Source organism: Paenibacillus sp. MZ03-122A, assembly GCF_024213325.1.
GTDB classification, from domain to species: domain Bacteria; phylum Bacillota; class Bacilli; order Paenibacillales; family Paenibacillaceae; genus Paenibacillus; species Paenibacillus polymyxa_B.
In genome coordinates, this window is the sequence record NZ_JANAVI010000004.1 from 47,790 (window position 1) to 66,524 (window position 18,735).

Here is an 18,735-nt window from a genome sequence, read left to right on the forward strand (position 1 = left end):
GTTGGACTTGGACGAGCATAAACAATCTAGGGTGCTTAGAGCGCAATTACGTGAGTTATATGAGGACAGCATTGACGCTGTTAAATTCGGATTACCGACTGACGAAATTCATGCTCAAATAGATTTGCTTACTACTGAATTAAGTGAACTTGAGGAATTTAAAAATGAAGAATATGAAGGGCTAGAGGCTCCTAAGTCATCAGGATACAAGATATCTGGTAAAAAAATAGGATGCTGCAAGCATTGTGAAAAAGAAGTCTTTGAAGGACAAAAAATTCCCAATCCAAAAGAAGAAGGACTTTTCTGTAATTACTATTGCCGTAAGTTATACCGCAAAAGAAAAGACAGAAAAGTCCAGAAAAACAATCGTGCTACCAACACGATCACTTAATAAACAATTCAACGGAAGTATAACACAAGATTTTGAAAATGAAAATAGGAGGCCTGTCTTGTGAGAGGAGACAAGGATTTTAGCATTTGGCAGACAAGCATAGCTGTAAGAGGCGATAAAGAAATATCTCATCCTACCTTTTTACGTATGTTAGACATGATGAGGAATAGAGGGTTTGTCATTGGATCTGATCCACGAATTGACCGTGATTATTCTATCCTTTCTAAGGATCACTTTGCTGGCAACAAGGGAGAGCTACTGTTTGTTGGTGAAAAATATAATTGTGGTGCAAAACTTGAATTCTATCAAGAGATTAATGTAGAGAACCCAAACGGCGGTAGATATGACTTTAACAAATTTGAAAAGATGTCTTATCTACTCCAAAAGCGGTTTCTAGTTGAAGTCAGATATATGGAACAATTTTTACTGGAGGAAGGATTTACTTGTGACTCTAAACCAGTACTAAAAACGTCATACGATAAGGTATTCCATGAACTTAATTCGCCAAGCAGACACTGGAGTTCAGAAAATCTTCCTGATTATAACGCTCTCGATAAAGATGGGATACGGATTAATAACGGTGAAGTGAAGTATTTCAGAGGCAGAAAAGGCACGTTGATGCGTGGAACTGTCTACCACAATATCAATAACATGTGGTGGGTGATTGTAAACAAAGATCATTACACTAATTTGGCTGCTTTTGAACTGTTTAACCTAGACACTGTTCCTGAAAATGCAATCAGGAAGCTAATTCGGAGATCAGGGCATAACAACCCTAAATCAAGGTTTGTTCCTACAGAAGGACAATTGAAAGATTGGAAACGAAAAGCAAAACAGGCTGGCAGGGAAGGCAGAATCCAATTCGCTAACGCTATACTTGGATACCTCTATGAAATCGGATGGGTATCACGTAAATTCCAGTTGTTCATCAAGGAAACGAAGCGGCTCGGTCTTGTTGAGACAGAAGGAAATCCTTATTTTCTCGGCATGAGGGTGGGAGAGAAGAAATACGATCCACCTAAATCTATTCCTTTGTATCCTAAGCCTCAACAGATGTCTGGTACAGAGTCTGGTTGGGTAGAAAACTTGCGAGATTATGTCACGTATGGTAAGCCAACAGTTTCTCGGTGGTTTTGTAAAGATCAAAACGGCGAAGGTGGACAAGCACACCTTTGGCCTGAGGTTAGAGAACGATTACTCCATATAGGAGCGCATGTATAAAAAAAGGAGTGGCTGCATTGTCTCTACAAAAACAATATACGCTCGGAGAGCTTTATAGTCTTGCGGATCAATGCAGCCATGATTACCCTGCTACCCTGGCTCGCAAGATTGAATTGCTTACGGAAGTCCAGGTAATCTTGGGGCGTAAGGCAGCTGAGGCCGTAAGGGAATATAAGCGGATCTATGCTGAAAGAAAGCGTGTATATGCTGAAGCGTATATTGCAGCAGAGAATCTTAGGGAGCAGCGAGCGGAATTAGCGGTAATTAAAATTCGCATCCAAGAAGCAGATGCTGAAGCTGATAAGGTCCGCTGGAGTAATGCTGTGGAAAGTAATGACCAGGTAATAAACTCTTTAAAATACAGCCTAAAGGTTCTGCTAGCGGAGTTTGGAAACAACGCCAGCGCAAACAGGTAGGTTTATGATTCAAAAGCTGAGAAGAGGTTGAAACATGGCAGAAATAAAATGGATCAAGCTCAGTACTGGCATGTTTGACGACGAAAAAATTAAAATCATCGAAGATATGCCCGAAGCTGACACGATCATCGTTATATGGCTCAAATTAATGACTATGACAGGCCGATCAAATATGGGCGGTTATATTATGCTGACAGAATCCATTCCTTACACAGAGGATATGTTGATTTCAGTGATTAAGAGGCCGTTACCTGTCATAAAAATGGCTCTATCTATTTTTGAGAGATTTGGAATGTTGGAAATATCTGAACAAGGAGCTTTCTTCCTTCCGAATTGGGAAAAGCACCAGAATACAGAATCTCTTCAAAAGGTGCGAGAGTACGAGCGAAAACGAAAAGCTGAACAAAGGGCTAAACGAAAACAGTTACAGCTTGCTGAACCTAGTCCCGGAAATGTCCCGGACAGTCCCGGTGATGTCACGCCCCTAGAAGTAAGAAGTAAGACTAAAGAAAAAGAAAGTAGTTGTTGTTTAACGCCCGAGACTGAAATCAAATTCGAAGATGAGGGGATACCGTTCACCCGACAGGATGCCGTTCCTGTCACTCCTGAAACAGATGCCGACTCTGGACAGGATGAAATATCATCTTCTGATATCGACTATCACAATGCCGTTGCCGACAAGTACCTACAGCGCAGGGGGAAGGGATTATACATTACAGCAGCTGACGAAACGAGCATTGATGAATTGCTAGCCGCTGGTGTACCGCTTCAAACCGCTTTGGACGGAATTGATCAGTCCTTTGACAAATTTAAACCTAAGCATAAGCGCGATGGGATACGGAGTTTGAGTTACTGTGCGACTATTATTTTCTCCTTACACGCCTTACGAGAAGATATTGGTAAGGGGGAGAGTACCGAAAGTGCTTTGCCTTGTAAGCCTGAGTCACAAATAGATGTGCCACCAAGCGAATACACCGAGTCGGACATTCAAAGCATGCTTGCAAAACTAAGGGCTAAACAGGGAGGTTGATGCCACATGGAGAGCTTCGGCAAAGAACTAAAGGCATTAATACCCGCTGGTTTTGCTAAAAGGCAGGCTGCGGTGCTGGAACGCCTAGCGAACCATCCTGAGGTTAAGCGATTAAAAAGTGAATTTCCTGATCGAACCGAGGATCTGACCGAACCAAAACGATATAGAGATCTGTCACAGCATATATCCTATTGCGATAAATGCAGCGAGTGTCCAGGGTTGGTTGCTTGCCAGAACGAACAGAAGGGGCATACAAGCTTTGCAGAGCCTAACCCGACCAAAGCTGACGAGCTGGTCTTCCGACTTCAGAAATGCCCATTGCTAACTGCTCACGAAAGGGAACAAGGGATAGGTCAGAGGATCAAGAGCCACTACATCCCGGCTCACATCCTGAATGCCACCTTTGAAGACATTGAACCTGACCCGCAGCGGATATCTGCAATTGCGGCGGCAATAAATTTTTGTGATGAATTTGTACCAGGTGAAACAACAAAAGGTTTGTACTTTTACGGTCAAATGGGTGTAGGCAAAAGTCGTATTGTTGGAGCCATTGCCCAAGAGTTGGCTAAGCGTGACGTAAGCGTACTGAATGGTCTATGTTCCTGATTTCCTACTGGAGGTTAAGGATGCAATTGGCTCAAAGACAGAGACTGTTGAAAGTAAACTTGATGCTTTGAGAACAGTTCCTGTGTTGATATTGGATGATATCGGGGCCGAGTCATTAACGACTTGGACAAGGGATGAAGTTCTGGGACCAATACTTCAGCGGCGGATGGAACGCCTAACGACGATCTACACATCGAATTTAACCATGAGTGAGCTGAAACAGCATTTGGTGAATGTGAAAGACAGCAAGCCGAGCGAACAGAAACAGAATGACAAAAAAGCGGCCCGGATCTTTGAGCGAATAGAACCATTTGTAAAGATACTGCCGGTGGGTGGTAGAAATAGACGGAGGGATTAAGGGTATGTGTAGAACTTGCAGTGGCAGTAAGGTGGCATATCAGTTCAAAGGCTCAATTGTAATGCTGGGACCTTGCCCGGAGTGCAATCCTAATGCGAAAAAGGAGATCAAACCTTATGAATATAGTAGTGGACAGTTCTCTATTAGCTGAGGCTTTAGAAGATGCCAGCAAGGTAATTTCAACAAAAGTAATAATCCCCATATTGAGTTGCTTTTTGATCGAAGCAACGGAGGACAGGGTAACCGTTACTGGTACCGATGACCGAGCAACTATCCAATCATTTGTCGAGGAAAACATAGACATCAAAGAGACTGGTTCCGCGGCGCTGCCCAAAGTTCTATTGGATATTCTCCAGAAGATCAATGGGAAAATAGAACTGCAAGTTAAAAATGGGGATCAAGTCACCATAAAGTCACGGAATAAGGAGATTGAGATTACTGGAATGCCTCCAGAAGAATATCCTGCTCCTCCAGAGATAAATGAAAATGAGTTTGTTGAGATTAAGGGAAAAGACTTAAAAAATCTAATCAAAAAGACAGTTTTTGCGGCAGATATAGACGGAAAATCATTGCCTATCATTACAGGGGTAAACGTTATCCTTCAGACTGGGAAAATTCAAATGGTGGCAACGAACCGACACCGATTGGCCCATGCTGAAAGAGAATTTGATATTGGAAATATCGGCACGGCTGTTATTGAAGCCAGAGGAATAATTGAATTACAGAAGATCGTAAATGACAACGATGAAGTAGAATTCGGTTTTTCCAAGTCTTCTGGCGGAGACGTGATATATGCGTTCGCACGAACAGAAAGGTTTATATTTTATTCTCGTGTCCTAGAAGGTATTTATCCTGATACAACTCATGCTATGGCTATTAAATCAGTTACCGAAATAACTGTTAACCGAAAAGAACTGATCGAATCATTGGAGCTTATTTTCACTCTGGCGAAAGAGGAAAAAAATAACGCTGTCACATTCTCTGTTTCAGAAAAAGAAATTAACATTCGAGGTAAGGGAAAGGAAACGGGCAAGGCAACAGAAAGCATAACACCAATCAGTTTCAACGGAGAAAATTTCAACCTGACGTTGAATGCAAAATATGTCTTGGATGCATTGAAGGTCTTAGAAAACGATGTAATTATACTCGGGTACACGGGTTCTTTAAAGCCTCTCACTCTTCGGAGTGACGAGTCCAGTTTCTACATTGTTCTTCCTTATAGGGTGGCTGGATAAGATGAGTAAATATAATGCCAAAAAGGTCATTGTCACGGAGGATGGAACGTTATTTGAGGAATGGATCGTAAAAAGGTACGAACTAGATGTGATAGGCACCCGCTTTGATAGCGAAGCGGAGGGAGAGTATTGCCAAGAACTCCTTCGGCAGCGCAAGTATGGAGAAATCAAAGACTTTACTTGCCACCCTGTATTTATACTACAGGAGAAACCAAAAGTGACCTACATTGCTGATTTTCTGGTCACTAATCTGGACGATACTCAGCGAGTAATAGATATCAAGGGTGTAGAGACATCGACATTCCGTGTCAAATTGAAATTATTCCAAGCAAAATATCCGACTTTACCTATAGATATACTCACTAAAAAACGAGGAGAATTCATTCCAATCAAGCAGTTCAAGAAAGAAAAAGCGGATCGGAAACGAGCTATCAATAAACTTTTAAAACAAGCAGAAGGAGAGAGGAAAAATGTCAGGACTAGCCGGAATGCAAGTAAAATTCACCGTATTAAAAAATGAGGATATCAATAAATACCTTGATGAACGTGAGAAAAGTGATCTATCTCGTATTTTGTGGAAGGTTCAGGAACTGCGGCTTCTGGACGGTAAGCCTCCACTTAATACGTATCTGGTAGTAAACACCGACGAAACATATGCGGCTGATATAGTCCGCATCATGCAGGCTAATAACCATTGGGGACCAGTGATTGACCCTAATCAGGCGGAGTTGAAGTATGACGGAGATATGCTTATTCTACCGGAGACGGAGGAGGCGATTAAATGAAGCACTCTCAAAATGAAATTGAACGTCCAGAAGTAACACAACGGATCATAGAATTGCTGGACAAGCAAAACGAGAAAGGTCTAAAGAAGTATGGAACCACCATAGACCAGGTATCAGATATGTCCTATGACTGGAGGCTTATGGCGCTGGAGGAGGCAACTGATTTGATTCAGTACCTCCAGAAAGAGGTTATGCGACTCGAAAGGCTTCTTAATCCGATCTAAGCGGAAAACAAAAGGAGCATAAGGGTTCTTAATCCTCTTGCTCCTCAGTAATAAACAAGTCTTCAATCGTAACATCCAGTGCCTTAGCGATAGCAAATAAATGCCAGGCTTCATGGCGACTATTTTTATCAAATCTACTAATTGAACCCTGTGGAATTCCAGTCATTTCAGACAATTGCAATTGAATGATACCTTTCTTTTTTAATAAAGGCATCAAATTCGGTTTCACTTTAAGCAATGTACTTCACCTCTCAGCCGAATTATACGATAACGAATAATTTTTAGCAAGGCATATTGACTTAATATTCGATATCGTATATTGTTAGGACAAGCAATAAATATTCTAAATACGATATCGAATTTAATGGAGGTATATTTTCATGAGAAAAACATACAAGCAATGGGTATTCTGGCAAGATGGGTTTTGGGAATTCGAGTGGAGTTTCATCCTACTCACAATTTGGATCAAAGAATTAAAAACTCGTCTGAGCGAGTATAAACAGGTCATTAAGCTCAGAGCGTTCACCGGGATCATTCGGTGAGGTTGGCACAAGCCAAGTGATCAGTTAAGGAAACCTTTCCTACGCTGAATGATGCAATTACGCAACACTGTACCCAAAAGAGCAACATTGTACTGGAACCAAAAAACGTAATGGAGGCATGGTGTATGACAGAACAAGAAATGGATGAGTTCACTACAGCATTGGTGGAACGTTACGTGGATATACAAAAGTTTGCTGCGGTTAACAGTGAATTATTGAACATATGGGATGAGGTAATTGATACCTTACCGCCTAAAATAAAGGGTGATTTTCAAGAGAAATATAATCGCCGCATAAGGGAGGGGAGCTTGTGAAAAAGCTCGACTTGAACAAGCTTGATGAAGAACCTATTGAAGTACAGCAGGCTGTAGCCTTCTACGCATCACATACCATAAATAAAGTGCGCGTAACAACGAAAGAAAGGTATAAATATTATTCCGTTTTAGAGGAAGCTGGCTTGCTTGAACCTCTAAAATCCGTAGTGGAGCCGTAGTGGTTTAGGCTCAAAATATAAGCATAAGCAAAGGAAAAACGAATTTAAATTGTCGGAAAGGTGGCGAGGGGAATGTCCCATCAAACATTTTGGAAGCCGGAGAAAAAGCCAAAGCAAAAGAAGGCTTACAGCAGCCTTGGACAACGGAAAAAGGATAAAAAACCTGTTCCTGAATGGAAGAAAGATATTCTCTCTCACCACCAGTCACGGCCTAATACCAAGGAGCGTGGAGAATTCCCGAAGGATGTAATAGCGGAACTGATTGCTGATTCAAACGGAATCTGCGAATGCTGTAAAGCTGCCGAAGCTACAACTACTCATCACGTTTACCCACGCGGCAGGAAAGGACGTGGCGTAAAGACGAACGGACTACGACTCTGCTGGCCTTGCCATGATCGGATACAAATAAATGAAGAACTCCTTCAATTTTGGATATCGGCATTCCGTGATAAATACGGCGATTACTTTTGGTTCGATGAACAGGATTGGGAAGAGCACAACCGTAAACTGGCGGCGCGGCAGCGTGTGGAATTCGATAAAAATGAACGCTTGGAGAGCATAAAGCCAGTCATTGAACTGATTACTTCAGCGGCAGGACGAACTTTGAAAGCTAGGGAAGTGCGTTTGTTGGAAGCGATGGATGATAAAGAAATGCTTGTTTTTACAAATATGATATCTGATGCCTTGAACAATTTTAGTAAGCCGGCTCCATCTTATGGTTATGGAGAACGTTTCGAGGATTAAACAGTATAGCCCCATAGGGGATAAGAAGGAGGGAACAGCACATTGGAAGATCCAGTTAACATAATTTCTCTGTCAGGAGGCAAAGACAGCACGGCGCTATGGCTGCTTGCTTACCAAAGACTTGAACCGCATATTGCAGTCTTCGCAGATACAGGCAATGAGCATCAACAAACCTATGAATATATTGATTACCTGGAAAGAGAGATAGGCCCGATCCGCCGTATCAAGGCAGATTTCAGCGTGCAAATAGCTCGTAAGCGGGAATGGGTGCAGACAAAGTGGCGCGAGGAAGGAATTTCCGAAACGATCATTGAACAAGCGTTGTCTGTACTTCATCCGACTAGTAACCCGTTTTTGGACCTCTGTATCTGGAAAGGACGCTTCCCGTCTACCAAAGCCCGTTTTTGCACAGTCGAGTTGAAGGTAAGGCCGTTTTTTGATCAGGTGTACCTACCGCTTCTGGAGGAAGGTAAACGAATTGTGAGCTGGCAGGGGATACGGGCGCAGGAAAGTCTTGCTCGATCCCAAATGCCAGAACGGGAGGAAACACCGGAAGGATACGAGATATACCGCCCACTTATTAATTGGACTGTAGAAGAAGTTTTTGCAATGCATGCCAAACACAACATTGAGCCAAACCCGTTGTACAAGCTGGGAATGGGTCGGGTCGGGTGCATGCCATGCATCAACGCAGGCAAAATGGAACTGTTTGAAATAGCCCGCCGTTTCCCAGAAGAAGTGGAGCGGATCGCCCAATGGGAGGAAATTGTAAAGCTGGCTTCCAAGCGAAATGGTGCATCATTCTTCGCTAGTTCGGACGGGGAGCAGATTTGGGATAAGGTCGAATGGTCCAAGACGGTTCACGGGGGCAAGCAACTAGATTTATTCAAAGCGCTAGCCTTCGAAGATGTACCAGTCTGCTCCAGTCAATATGGGCTTTGTGAATAAGGAGGCTTAGCCCTCCATAAGGGGGAGAGACACAATGCATCCCCTATACCAAAGGAGAGATATACAGATGGCAACAGGACAAGTAAACCCTGATCTATACGAACTTTTGAGAGAGCGTGAAACTGGACTGTATACGCAAAACTTTGAAAAGAACGAAACAGTATTTGCATATGTCCATTTAGACTACAGTGATGTTGCGGATTTTGTAGAGATGGTAGGATACGACTTTTTGAGCGAAGGCGGATATGATGCCAAGATTTGCACAACTTCCGTATGCATTGAAATCAACGATGTTATAGAACGTTTTGGGCATGATCTGTCCGACTACAAAAATTGCTTTGATGAAGACCTGTGGAAGGATCACGAGAAAAAAATTGCAATTATGGAGGTATAACAGCCTCTTACCCTATACCCCTATATAAGGAGCGATAAGCATGAGAGATATTAAATTCCGTGGCATAAGTGTTGAAAGGCTGGTTGGAGATAATCAGTGGTTAGAGGGGTTTGGTGTAGATTTTTGCGAGATGACAGACGGTACTACGGAAGTATATCTGTACACCAACTTTAACGGTGTATGCAGGGTGATCCCCGAAACAGTAGGTCAATACACGGGTTTGCGTGATCGGGAAGGCGAGGACATTTACGAAGACTATATTTTGGACGGTAGCTACAAAAACCCTATGTCTGGCGAAATGGTCAAGCGACATTACAAGGTGACCTACAAGAAAGGTGGATTTTACGCTGAAATGATAGGTCACCATCCGTTTGGGACGACATTGCTCTACTTTGAAAACGAAAATGCTGTGGTAATAGGCAACATACACGATAACCCGGAGCTGCTACAGCCCCAAGGGGAGTAACCACCAATACAATACGCTCAGGCGTGGAAGGATGATAGATATGTTGGATATGACAGACCAGCAGCTTAACGTAGCTTTAGCGGAGCTTACAGGCTTTCCTGCGGATAAATTAACACCAAACTACTGCAATGATGCTGCCGCCTCTCTGGAGGTACAGGCAGTAGCGATAAACAAGGACGAAGAAGGATATATCCGTAACTGGTTGCTTAACAAGCATGGTAAGTCAGTGATGGCTTTTACAGCCGTAAGCCTTCGCACGGCGGCAGAAATAGCTAATTCCAGCCCAAGAGAGAGGGCAGAGGCTGCTTATATGACATTATCCAGTCAGGACCTACACCCACTAAGGGAGGATATAAATACATGAAGAAACCGGAAATCAAATTAGAAGAGGTTATGTATACTCCTCATTACGATCCAAAAGCAAAACCTTATCCAGTACATGTAATCAATGGAGCTCACAAAGCACCATGGTCGCAGGGATACATCAGATGTACTGGATGTGGAAAAGGGCATCATTACCGTTGGAATCAGGGTGGTCCGTGGATACAAATAAAATGCCCTTCTTGCGGTTCGTTATCTGCTTGGTGGGAAGAGTATGGCGACGACGAAGAGGATGGGGAGGAACAACAATGAAAGATAAACCAGAGAGACTTATAAGCGCAGATAAATTGCTTGAGTGGGCTGAATATGAAACTTGGGAATTATATTGTGACCTAAAGGCAGAAATAGAATGCAATACGTTTGATCCAGACCCACCACACCAGCCAGATATACAGGCTGAATCCCTTATACAACAAAAGGATGCAGAGATAGCCAGACTAAGAGCTCTCCTGCAAGATAAAGGAGACAAGCTATGACAGATAAACCACATTGTTCGTTGTGCGAAGTAGGAAAGCCCGTACTCATCATGAAAAACCGAATAAATGGCATCAAAATTAAGGTTTGCGAGAAGTGTTATATACAGATATGGGGTGTAGACAAATGACACGCGCCTTTGGGTCTATATTATTGGCGGTGTTGTTATTTGTAGGTGTAGTGCAGGTTGACCAACATATTATTATTAAACATATAGAACCGGACACATTAAGTTACGGGAGGACTGAACGGTCATGGACAATCAAACAGTAATCTTCGTTGAAAGAATAGAAGATGCTGCCGATACACGAAAAATTATTCAAGTGAATTTTTTTGACGACATCGAACAGGATGATATTAGAAAAACAAAGTGGCTATTGAACAAATATACTGACTTAATTGATGTAATAAAAAACTACGAATATTCTCTCCAGCAGTTGGAAAACGGTATGGCTGCATATGATTTGCTTTCGGCAGAGGGATCGGTTGCTAAACGAGTTTCGGGACAAGAATTGACAGCAGATGTGACAGCAAATGCCGTGCTACTCAAAGACCAACGCCATGTGAATTATAAATTCTATCAATTCCTTACGAATAACATTAAGTTTGCAATAAATAATATGCGTGATAAGCACGATGGGTTGATAGCAACGCTGTTGTTTTTGGATGGAATGAAATACCTCAAAGCTCAACAATATTTGGAAAAAGGTTATCGTAAGGACATTCCACCTATCTCAGCGACTACATTTGCAGATAAACGGCGTAGGGTTATTGTTAATATAGCAAATAGCCTAAAAACAAACCGTACATTGGATTTTGTCACCATCGACTATGGACGGGGACGAAACAAGGAAGGTGAAATTGGACTTAGGATGCCAGAAGTAAATTAGACCGTAAGGGCTTAAAAGCCTTTGCGGTCTTTATTTGTTATGTAGGGTAGGACAAATCCGTAGTAGGCGCGTAGTAGAAAGGATTTACACTTTATTCAGGAACAAATTAAAACTATTCTAGGAGGCAATAAACATGGCACATAGTTACGCTTACTTGGACAAGGAAAAAATTCTCCATCTCCATCCATTGGAAGATGAAGCAGTTAAGCATGGCAAGTATGTGGGTACAAATCTGGATTACGACGAAAGCGGTTTTCCGGTTATCGGCGGCGAAGGTGTAATCTATTATGCAGACAAAGACACAGCTTATGTAAACGGAAATGAAGATAATGGCAAACAAATTGCTGTACCAAGTGGCCTTAAAGCACTAGCTGGTCAACTTCTGTAATTTTTCCAAAACTAAAACTAAATCGGAGACAGGACTCAGAGGGGAATATAAACCCGGAGCAAGAAGGATGTCCATTGAAGGCCCATTCCGGGCATGGCGGATTAGCGGTAGCCGCATGTTATAAATTACCGCGATCTTATACATATAACTGTATCTAGTGAGTATTGTGAGTTGGATAGCATGGCGAATAGGTTTACGGCAAGTTCGATTCCGCTGTGTTTCATACTGACTACAATAAAATGAAAAGTGGATGATTTTGTATATCCATTTGGCTAACAATGAATTATATTATTTATAGGTTGGAATTGATTTCTTAAATCTTTAGAGGAGACTCAGCTGTGAAAAAGCCAAGCAATGTACGAGAGTTTGAAGTGTGGTATAAGAATCAATTTGGGGAAGAAGTTGGTAACACAAAGAAAACTTACTATGAAAATGTCACAAGAAACATGCACTCACAAATTGAATCATCAATTTTCTGGATTGAATTTGATGATGAGTTACGTAAGTTACATGAACAATACCTTTTAGATACTCAGTTTGAATTAATGCTAAACTTAAAGAGGCCTGAATTGCATATTAAACCCTTCATTTCTTATGAAGATAAATTACTTAGGAAAAACATTTTAAACAATGGTAACTTTCCAGAAGCTCCTGATGGAGGGTGGCTAAAAATAGATGAATCTTTTTCGGCTATCAAAGATATTATAAGAACAACATACGTAGTTAAATATTTGGATGGGGTCAAACTTTTAGCGGAAAAAATAAAATCTGTTGCAAATGAACTAGGACATGAATGCACTATATCTTATGAAGCGCGTGATGAAGGATACTACGCTGCGCACCTTGATGTAGCTTTTGAGTTTGAAATTCCTTCATTGAACTGGGATACTTATAAAATCAAAAGTTCATTTGAGATTCAGATAACCACTCAATTACAAGAAGTTTTAAAAAAGCTAACTCATTCATATTATGAAATTAAAAGAATCCAACCAAGTAAAGATGAAGGCAGGATTTGGCAATGGGACTATAAAAGTGAGGAATTCACTGTAAATTATCTTGGACATATTCTTCACTATTTAGAAGGAATGATACTTGAAGTAAGAGATAGGAGAGGTAAAGATGCGTAGATTTGAAAAGTATTTAGCTGAAGTTGGTATTAAGGAAGGACCAATTCTTAACAGATTAACAACAATATATAATATTTGTGCTGGTTCGTTTCATGAAGAGATAATCGAGATATTTGTTTCAGAAATAAAAAACAACGATGGTTCCAGAGTTTATGAGCATGTGTCTTTATTTACAGAGAATTATATAATTGATATTGTGGAACCTATCGGTAACGAGATCCAATGGAATGTGGCATCTTATAAAAAAGCATTTGGTTGGGCTGAACTCAGTTCTTTTAATTTTGATTTTGAGAAAGCAAATGATGATAGCAAACTCAAAGTACTATGTAGGAACTTTTTAGAAATGAATTTGTCGTATAGTTTTAAAGCGACTGGAACGAATTGCAATCACCTTTGGTCAATATATAAAGAACATATTCAAAGAAATTTATCCAAAGTTAACGAAAAAAGCGGTTAATAGGATAAAAAATCTTTATGCCCGGAAGGACTTATTGTAACACTTGATTTTTCTGGATAGCCACACTCGTTAGTGAAAAAAACAGAGAATTTATCGACTTTAAAAAGTTGTTGTATCGCCGGATAGAAACACCCGACAAGTTAATTGATTCTTGTGTTGTGATGATTTTACCTAAGGATTTTAGTAGACAACGGTAAAAAATATATATAAGAAAATAGATCAAAATGCAGTAATAACGAATCAGAAGAATGATATATTGAATCCATAAAATAACGTAAAATAAGAGGCCACTGCATTAGAGGCTTCTTATTTTTGTCCAGGAAACTTTTCCTTAGCTTCAACTACATTATCAAAAGGGGTGAATAATAAGATATGGGACGAAAGAGAGACCCGAAACGGGATGAAGCATTCGATTTATACAAAGCCAGCTCCGGTAACATACGTCTCACAGATATAGCCTCTCAACTTAGTGTATCTGAAGGTACGGTAAGAGGATGGAAGGCTAAAGACAAGTGGGAGAGCATGCTTGCTGACGAAACGGAACATAAGGAACGTTCTAATGAAAATGGAACGGATCAAAATAACGAAACTTCAAATGAAGACCCAACATCATATTCGGATGAACTTTTTCTAAAAGCTGTCCAAATTGTAGCCGAGGCCAAACAAGCCTCGGTTTCTTTATTGCAACGAAAGATGAGGATAGGTTATAGCAGAGCGGCCCGATTGATTGATGAAATGGAGCGACGCAAACTCGTCGGTACATATAAAGGTGATAAACCGAGAGAAGTATATGCTACTCTGCTTACAGTTGATGCGCTCTCTAAAGAACTAAAAGTTGCTACTCCAGAAATACGGAACGCTCCGAAAAAGGTATCGGAACGCTCCGGTAATATGGAACGTTCCAAAAAAGTACAGAGTGCTCCAACGGTTGTTGAAGAACCTGAACCGGAAATTCCCGATGAGGATGGATTAACGCCTAAGCAAAGGATATTCACTTATGAATACCTTCGAGACTTCAACGCTACCAGGTCAGCGATTGCGGCGGGATACAGTAAGAAAACCGCCTATCAAATTGGTTTCGCTCTGTTGAAGAAAGTTGAAATTCAAAACATTATTCGACAGCATAAGGAATCCATGATCGACGAGGTGGGGTTGAATGCACAACGTGTGCTGATGGAATATATGAAGATCGCTTTTGCAGACATTACTGATTACGTAGAGTTTGGTCAAAAGGAAGAAGATATTCTAGGACTGGAAGGTGAGCCAGTCTTTGATCCAGACACTGGAGACACTAAGAAGTACAGATATAATTTTGTAGCTTTCAAAAATAGTGATGAAATTGATGGGACTCTGGTTTCAGAGGTGAAGCAGGGCAAGGATGGTGTAAGTGTTAAACTACACGATAAAACTAAGGCTTTGGACGTACTGACTAAATACATGGATCTGCTCCCAGACAAACATAAACGGATGCTTGAGGACGAAAAACTTAAGATTCAGCGTGAGAAACTTGAACTCGAAAGGGCCAAGGTTACGGGAGAAGGCAATACAGAGGATGATCTAATTGACGACTGGGTAGAGGCGGTGGTAGGTGATGAAAACGAAGGACTCGCCGGAGACGAAACGGAGGTTTCAAGCATTCAAGATACGGATTCCTGAGTACCGTAAGAATCCTATATTGTTCTGCCGAGAAATGCTTAAGTTTTACCCTGATGATTGGCAGGCAAGCACTCTAATGGATTTAGCTAATAATCCGCGCGTTTCAGTGCGTTCAGGTCAGGGCGTAGGAAAAACAGGACTAGAAGCGGCAACGGCTTTATGGTTCTTGTCGTGTTTCCCATATCCAAAGGTAATTTGTACAGCTCCTACAAGACAGCAGCTACACGACGTATTATGGGCTGAGATTAATAAATGGCAATCTAAAAGTCCGGTGTTAAAACGAATCCTCAAGTGGACAAAGACCAAAATATACATGAAGAACTATGAGGAACGCTGGTTCGCTACAGCTCGGACAGCCACCAAGCCTGAGAACATGCAGGGCTTCCATGAGGACTACATGCTTTTTATTGTGGATGAAGCTTCGGGTGTTGCCGATCCAATCATGGAGGCTATCTTGGGTACGTTGTCAGGTGAGTTCAATAAAATATTGATGTGCGGCAACCCGACAAAAACGTCGGGTGTTTTTTATGATTCGCACAATAAGGATAGAGCAGACTACAAAACACGCAAAGTATCCTGTCTAGACAGTCCAAGAACAAGCAAGGATAATATCGCCATGCTCAAGCGTAAGTATGGTGAAGGCAGCGATGTATGGAGAGTCCGGGTTGAAGGTGAATTCCCCCGTGGAGAATCGGATACATTTATTTCGCTGGAAGTGGCTGAATTTGCAGCTAAAGAAGTGAAGCTGGAACCCAGCGGAGATATGCTAACCATAGGCGTTGACGTTGCACGATTTGGTGATGATGAGACCTCAATGTTTGCTGGAATAGGGCCAAGAGTTGTAGGAGAACACCATCATTTCAAGAAAGATACAATGGTTACTGCGGGATGGGTGATTAACCTGGCTAAAGAGTTGCATGGTGTTCATCCATATTTGAACCGAATCAGAATAAGAGTCGATGATAGCGGCGTAGGCGGAGGAGTAACGGATCGACTAAATGAAATCGTAGCTGAAGAAAGACTACCATATGAAATCATTCCAATTAACAATGGTTCTTCTTCTTTAGATGAACACTATGGAAACCTAGTTACTGAAATGTGGGCATCTATTAAGGATCAATTGGAACAGAATATGAGCAATTTCATAAATGGAGATGCGAGCGTTCTACAATTGCCTGATGATGATGTTCTTATAACCCAACTTACAGCACGTAAATGGAACATGACCAGTAAGGGTAAAATGCTGCTTGAAAGTAAGAAGGATATGAAAAAGCGTGGGCTCAAGTCACCAGACAGAGCTGACGCTTTTGTTTTGACTTTCGGAGAGTTCTTAGTTGAAGCACCAGAACACATTATGCTCCCATCCATAGGTAGTGTGTCAGTGAAAAGATAAATAGAGGGATTGCCCTTGTTTGGTGAGAGTTGATAATTACAAATTCGTATTCATATAGAGAACATCAATCTACCAATGCGATCAGTAAGCAGACAGAGAACATTGCTGTTTATAACGTTTGACAAGGAGGTGGAACTGGCCGCCAAGGATCGACTACTCGATATGATGATGAGCAAGCTATCCAGTATGTGGCGCGAGGTAATTCAGCCAAGCTATTTGGAGTTTGATTATATCAGTTGTGGGGAAATGAAAATAAGTGATAGTACTTTCCGAAGGATTAAATCTGAAGCAATTGGAATTTTAGCATCTACTTTAAAGCTAGAAGTATTTGGAAGTGAATAATTTTTTCAAAAAAAGGTAATTTTTTATTTTAGTGCTTTAGTCTTATGGAAATGATTAGGATTTTTATTTACAATATATTTGATTAAAATGAAAAAGGAGGAAACAAGATGTCGAGACTTAGGAAAATGTTGCTTTCTATACTTATGCTAGTTCTGTCTTTAAGTTTGCCTGCAGGGGCTTTTGCAGATCCAATTGAAATTCAATCAGGTAATCCCCCAAGCGAACAAGGATCTAAGTTAGAACATATTAAACTACCAGTTTCTCTTGAAATTCCTGATAGCCCAACTGTTAGTGATTCTGTATATAACTCCGTATATGATTCGGTTACCACCCAAAAAACAAAAATAATATTTGCAACTTTGGATTTCTGGGTAGATACTGAAGGAAATACAGCTTGGGCAAACTTCAGTATTACACCAGATGACTCTAAAGCTATAATTACCTATGTGTATATAACTCTACATTGGTCTAATGGGGAGGCCGTTAAATTTCAATATAAGACGAGAGCCAAGTACGCCCAAGATCAAGATTCGACAACCTATTCTAGTAAAGGAAGTCATACTGCAAAATTATATGGATATGTAACATCAAACTTAGGGACGTACAGTCTACCTCAAGAGGGAGTTAAGGTTACTTTTACAACAAATTAATATTTGTAATTTTAGCTAGGGAGCTGAGTAGTTTTTTTTACTATACCGCTCCCTTTCTTTTTGTAATTCAAATATGAAATAGGTGGTGATAGAATGGGATTATTTGAAGAAGTACTCGCTGCGGCTCCAGTAGAAGGCGAAATTAAAATTAATCGAAATTTATCGAAAGTCGATAGACCTATATTTGAGATAGTTGACGTACAAAAATTCAAAGGGGAAACACTCACGCCTCTAATGCAATTTTATATTGCCCCTTTTATAACATATGATCCTAACTTCGTGTGTGACATACCTGTATCAAAGCCAGAAATTTTTAAAATAGCTCTTAATGAAATTGCACCCCATTTTGAGAAAGTAAAAGTAGTTAGAAGGGGGGAAGAAACTTCGCTTGTGGTAAGGAATCTAAAGGAGGAATCCAAGCTGATTTTTGATGAACTTCTTAAAGAGGGAGCATTAAATGAGCTTGTAAGTGATTTATACGGGAGTAAACACGACGATTCGCAAGATGAGAATTTTACAGAGTACAAAGTAAATCTTGCTGAGATTTCTACAATGAAACATAACGATTCAGATTCCATAATTGATTTTCTAAAAGAATCTACTCAAGATATTCTCTTATCTCCCCACAATTGGTTATTTGAAAATGATTTTAAGGAACATATAGCAACTCGAATATTGGCAAATGTGTGCAATTCCATGAAAGTTACGGTCAATTCTCAAAAGAATAAAATTGTTTGGATTGAAGTAGGCGGATTACATGTTTAACAGTGCTAAAATTAAATTGAATGAAAATTGAACGATTTATGCTCCTGTACTGGACTTTTGATATGGTATATTTGTATCATGGAGAATCGAATAAGGAACACACCACAGCTTTTAAGCCTCGGTAAATTAGGTCGGCCAATGTGCCGCCCTTTTTGATTTTTCAATAAACCATATTCGGAGAAATCAATCATGTCTACACAACCACGTTTTTGAGTAAGGACCGCATTCTGCATCTGCACGATGAGGAGCACGCTGTGCAGCACGGCAAGTACGTATAAACTTCGCTGACCGATGACGAGAGCGGCTTCCCGATCATAGAGGGCCAAGTCGTTGTCTACTATGTCGACGAGGACAAAGCT

At 40.9% G+C, this 18,735-nt stretch carries 30 protein-coding genes; 29 read left to right on the forward strand and 1 reads right to left on the reverse strand.

The features are described 5' to 3' along the window. Window position 1: 1 nt before the first annotated feature. The 10 genes from NLX74_RS10195 (at window position 2) to NLX74_RS10240 (ending at window position 6,266) form a co-directional block, all read left to right on the forward strand. Window positions 2-391 (forward strand): hypothetical protein, encoded by a 390-nt coding sequence (locus tag NLX74_RS10195; protein WP_254328628.1) that lies wholly within the window; start codon window positions 2-4, stop codon window positions 389-391. Window positions 392-451: 60 nt separating this feature from the next. Then, window positions 452-1,612, forward strand: a complete 1,161-nt coding sequence (locus NLX74_RS10200; protein ID WP_250268643.1) for a hypothetical protein — start codon at window positions 452-454, stop codon at window positions 1,610-1,612. A gap of 8 nt (window positions 1,613-1,620) precedes the next feature. Further along, the gene (locus tag NLX74_RS10205) at window positions 1,621-2,028 is read left to right on the forward strand and encodes a hypothetical protein (RefSeq protein ID WP_250268642.1); all 408 of its coding nucleotides are present in this window, start codon (window positions 1,621-1,623) and stop codon (window positions 2,026-2,028) included. Window positions 2,029-2,062: 34 nt separating this feature from the next. After that, on the forward strand, window positions 2,063-3,058 hold the full coding sequence (locus tag NLX74_RS10210; RefSeq protein WP_250260610.1) for a phage replisome organizer N-terminal domain-containing protein: 996 nt from the start codon (window positions 2,063-2,065) through the stop codon (window positions 3,056-3,058). A gap of 6 nt (window positions 3,059-3,064) precedes the next feature. Then, window positions 3,065-3,664, forward strand: coding sequence for a hypothetical protein (locus tag NLX74_RS10215; RefSeq protein ID WP_254328629.1), 600 nt, complete (start codon window positions 3,065-3,067; stop codon window positions 3,662-3,664). Between the two features lie 82 nt (window positions 3,665-3,746). Continuing rightward, window positions 3,747-4,022 (forward strand): hypothetical protein, encoded by a 276-nt coding sequence (locus NLX74_RS10220; RefSeq protein WP_254328630.1) that lies wholly within the window; start codon window positions 3,747-3,749, stop codon window positions 4,020-4,022. 116 nt (window positions 4,023-4,138) lie between these two features. After that, window positions 4,139-5,257: a DNA polymerase III subunit beta gene (gene dnaN / locus NLX74_RS10225; RefSeq protein WP_254328631.1), complete on the forward strand. Its 1,119-nt coding sequence runs from the start codon at window positions 4,139-4,141 to the stop codon at window positions 5,255-5,257. Window position 5,258: 1 nt separating this feature from the next. Beyond that, window positions 5,259-5,777, forward strand: coding sequence for a DUF1064 domain-containing protein (locus NLX74_RS10230; RefSeq protein WP_254328632.1), 519 nt, complete (start codon window positions 5,259-5,261; stop codon window positions 5,775-5,777). After that, entirely contained in the window at window positions 5,728-6,042 is a 315-nt protein-coding gene (locus tag NLX74_RS10235) for a hypothetical protein (RefSeq protein WP_254328633.1), read from the forward strand. Before NLX74_RS10230 ends, NLX74_RS10235 begins: the two co-directional genes overlap by 50 nt. Then, on the forward strand, window positions 6,039-6,266 hold the full coding sequence (locus NLX74_RS10240; RefSeq protein ID WP_061829348.1) for a hypothetical protein: 228 nt from the start codon (window positions 6,039-6,041) through the stop codon (window positions 6,264-6,266). The genes NLX74_RS10235 and NLX74_RS10240 overlap by 4 nt, the downstream gene beginning before the upstream one ends. 28 nt (window positions 6,267-6,294) lie before the next feature. On the opposite strand, the gene NLX74_RS10245 is transcribed toward NLX74_RS10240, so the two are convergent. After that, window positions 6,295-6,480, reverse strand: coding sequence for a helix-turn-helix domain-containing protein (locus tag NLX74_RS10245; protein ID WP_254328870.1), 186 nt, complete (start codon window positions 6,478-6,480; stop codon window positions 6,295-6,297). A 166-nt stretch (window positions 6,481-6,646) separates the two neighbouring features. Between NLX74_RS10245 and NLX74_RS10250 the strand changes: the two genes are divergently transcribed. From NLX74_RS10250 to NLX74_RS10350, 19 genes are all read left to right on the forward strand, one after another. Then, window positions 6,647-6,808 (forward strand): hypothetical protein, encoded by a 162-nt coding sequence (locus NLX74_RS10250; protein ID WP_016822074.1) that lies wholly within the window; start codon window positions 6,647-6,649, stop codon window positions 6,806-6,808. Window positions 6,809-6,933: 125 nt separating this feature from the next. Continuing rightward, on the forward strand, window positions 6,934-7,122 hold the full coding sequence (locus tag NLX74_RS10255) for a hypothetical protein (RefSeq protein WP_254328634.1): 189 nt from the start codon (window positions 6,934-6,936) through the stop codon (window positions 7,120-7,122). After that, window positions 7,119-7,301, forward strand: a complete 183-nt coding sequence (locus tag NLX74_RS10260; RefSeq protein ID WP_254328635.1) for a hypothetical protein — start codon at window positions 7,119-7,121, stop codon at window positions 7,299-7,301. The genes NLX74_RS10255 and NLX74_RS10260 overlap by 4 nt, the downstream gene beginning before the upstream one ends. Before the next feature lie 72 nt (window positions 7,302-7,373). Further along, entirely contained in the window at window positions 7,374-8,045 is a 672-nt protein-coding gene (locus NLX74_RS10265; protein ID WP_069289735.1) for an HNH endonuclease, read from the forward strand. 42 nt (window positions 8,046-8,087) lie between these two features. Continuing rightward, entirely contained in the window at window positions 8,088-8,993 is a 906-nt protein-coding gene (locus NLX74_RS10270) for a phosphoadenosine phosphosulfate reductase domain-containing protein (protein ID WP_254328636.1), read from the forward strand. A gap of 67 nt (window positions 8,994-9,060) precedes the next feature. Further along, window positions 9,061-9,387 (forward strand): hypothetical protein, encoded by a 327-nt coding sequence (locus tag NLX74_RS10275; protein WP_254328637.1) that lies wholly within the window; start codon window positions 9,061-9,063, stop codon window positions 9,385-9,387. Between the two features lie 40 nt (window positions 9,388-9,427). Then, window positions 9,428-9,853, forward strand: coding sequence for a YopX family protein (locus tag NLX74_RS10280; RefSeq protein WP_254328638.1), 426 nt, complete (start codon window positions 9,428-9,430; stop codon window positions 9,851-9,853). 40 nt (window positions 9,854-9,893) lie between these two features. Beyond that, a complete protein-coding gene (locus NLX74_RS10285; RefSeq protein WP_254328639.1) occupies window positions 9,894-10,217 on the forward strand; it encodes a hypothetical protein in 324 nt (107 codons plus the stop codon). Continuing rightward, the gene (locus NLX74_RS10290; protein WP_254328640.1) at window positions 10,214-10,486 is read left to right on the forward strand and encodes a hypothetical protein; all 273 of its coding nucleotides are present in this window, start codon (window positions 10,214-10,216) and stop codon (window positions 10,484-10,486) included. The genes NLX74_RS10285 and NLX74_RS10290 overlap by 4 nt, the downstream gene beginning before the upstream one ends. Then, entirely contained in the window at window positions 10,483-10,710 is a 228-nt protein-coding gene (locus tag NLX74_RS10295; protein WP_254328641.1) for a hypothetical protein, read from the forward strand. Before NLX74_RS10290 ends, NLX74_RS10295 begins: the two co-directional genes overlap by 4 nt. Window positions 10,711-10,962: 252 nt before the next feature. Next, entirely contained in the window at window positions 10,963-11,598 is a 636-nt protein-coding gene (locus NLX74_RS10300; protein WP_254328642.1) for a hypothetical protein, read from the forward strand. 133 nt (window positions 11,599-11,731) lie between these two features. After that, window positions 11,732-11,986, forward strand: a complete 255-nt coding sequence (locus NLX74_RS10305) for a hypothetical protein (RefSeq protein ID WP_103048139.1) — start codon at window positions 11,732-11,734, stop codon at window positions 11,984-11,986. 338 nt (window positions 11,987-12,324) lie between these two features. Then, complete coding sequence (locus NLX74_RS10310; RefSeq protein WP_254328643.1) at window positions 12,325-13,113, forward strand: hypothetical protein; 789 nt, start codon at window positions 12,325-12,327, stop codon at window positions 13,111-13,113. Continuing rightward, window positions 13,106-13,570, forward strand: coding sequence for a hypothetical protein (locus tag NLX74_RS10315; RefSeq protein ID WP_254328644.1), 465 nt, complete (start codon window positions 13,106-13,108; stop codon window positions 13,568-13,570). The genes NLX74_RS10310 and NLX74_RS10315 overlap by 8 nt, the downstream gene beginning before the upstream one ends. Before the next feature lie 372 nt (window positions 13,571-13,942). Further along, window positions 13,943-15,226: a terminase small subunit gene (locus NLX74_RS25640; protein WP_302058555.1), complete on the forward strand. Its 1,284-nt coding sequence runs from the start codon at window positions 13,943-13,945 to the stop codon at window positions 15,224-15,226. Then, entirely contained in the window at window positions 15,162-16,619 is a 1,458-nt protein-coding gene (locus tag NLX74_RS10335; RefSeq protein WP_254328645.1) for a DEAD/DEAH box helicase family protein, read from the forward strand. Before NLX74_RS25640 ends, NLX74_RS10335 begins: the two co-directional genes overlap by 65 nt. Window positions 16,620-16,721: 102 nt before the next feature. Beyond that, on the forward strand, window positions 16,722-16,961 hold the full coding sequence (locus NLX74_RS10340) for an ArpU family phage packaging/lysis transcriptional regulator (protein WP_254328646.1): 240 nt from the start codon (window positions 16,722-16,724) through the stop codon (window positions 16,959-16,961). A gap of 107 nt (window positions 16,962-17,068) precedes the next feature. Then, a complete protein-coding gene (locus tag NLX74_RS10345) occupies window positions 17,069-17,611 on the forward strand; it encodes a hypothetical protein (protein ID WP_254328647.1) in 543 nt (180 codons plus the stop codon). 93 nt (window positions 17,612-17,704) lie between these two features. Continuing rightward, window positions 17,705-18,376 (forward strand): hypothetical protein, encoded by a 672-nt coding sequence (locus NLX74_RS10350; RefSeq protein ID WP_254328648.1) that lies wholly within the window; start codon window positions 17,705-17,707, stop codon window positions 18,374-18,376. The last annotated feature ends 359 nt before the right edge of the window (window positions 18,377-18,735 follow it).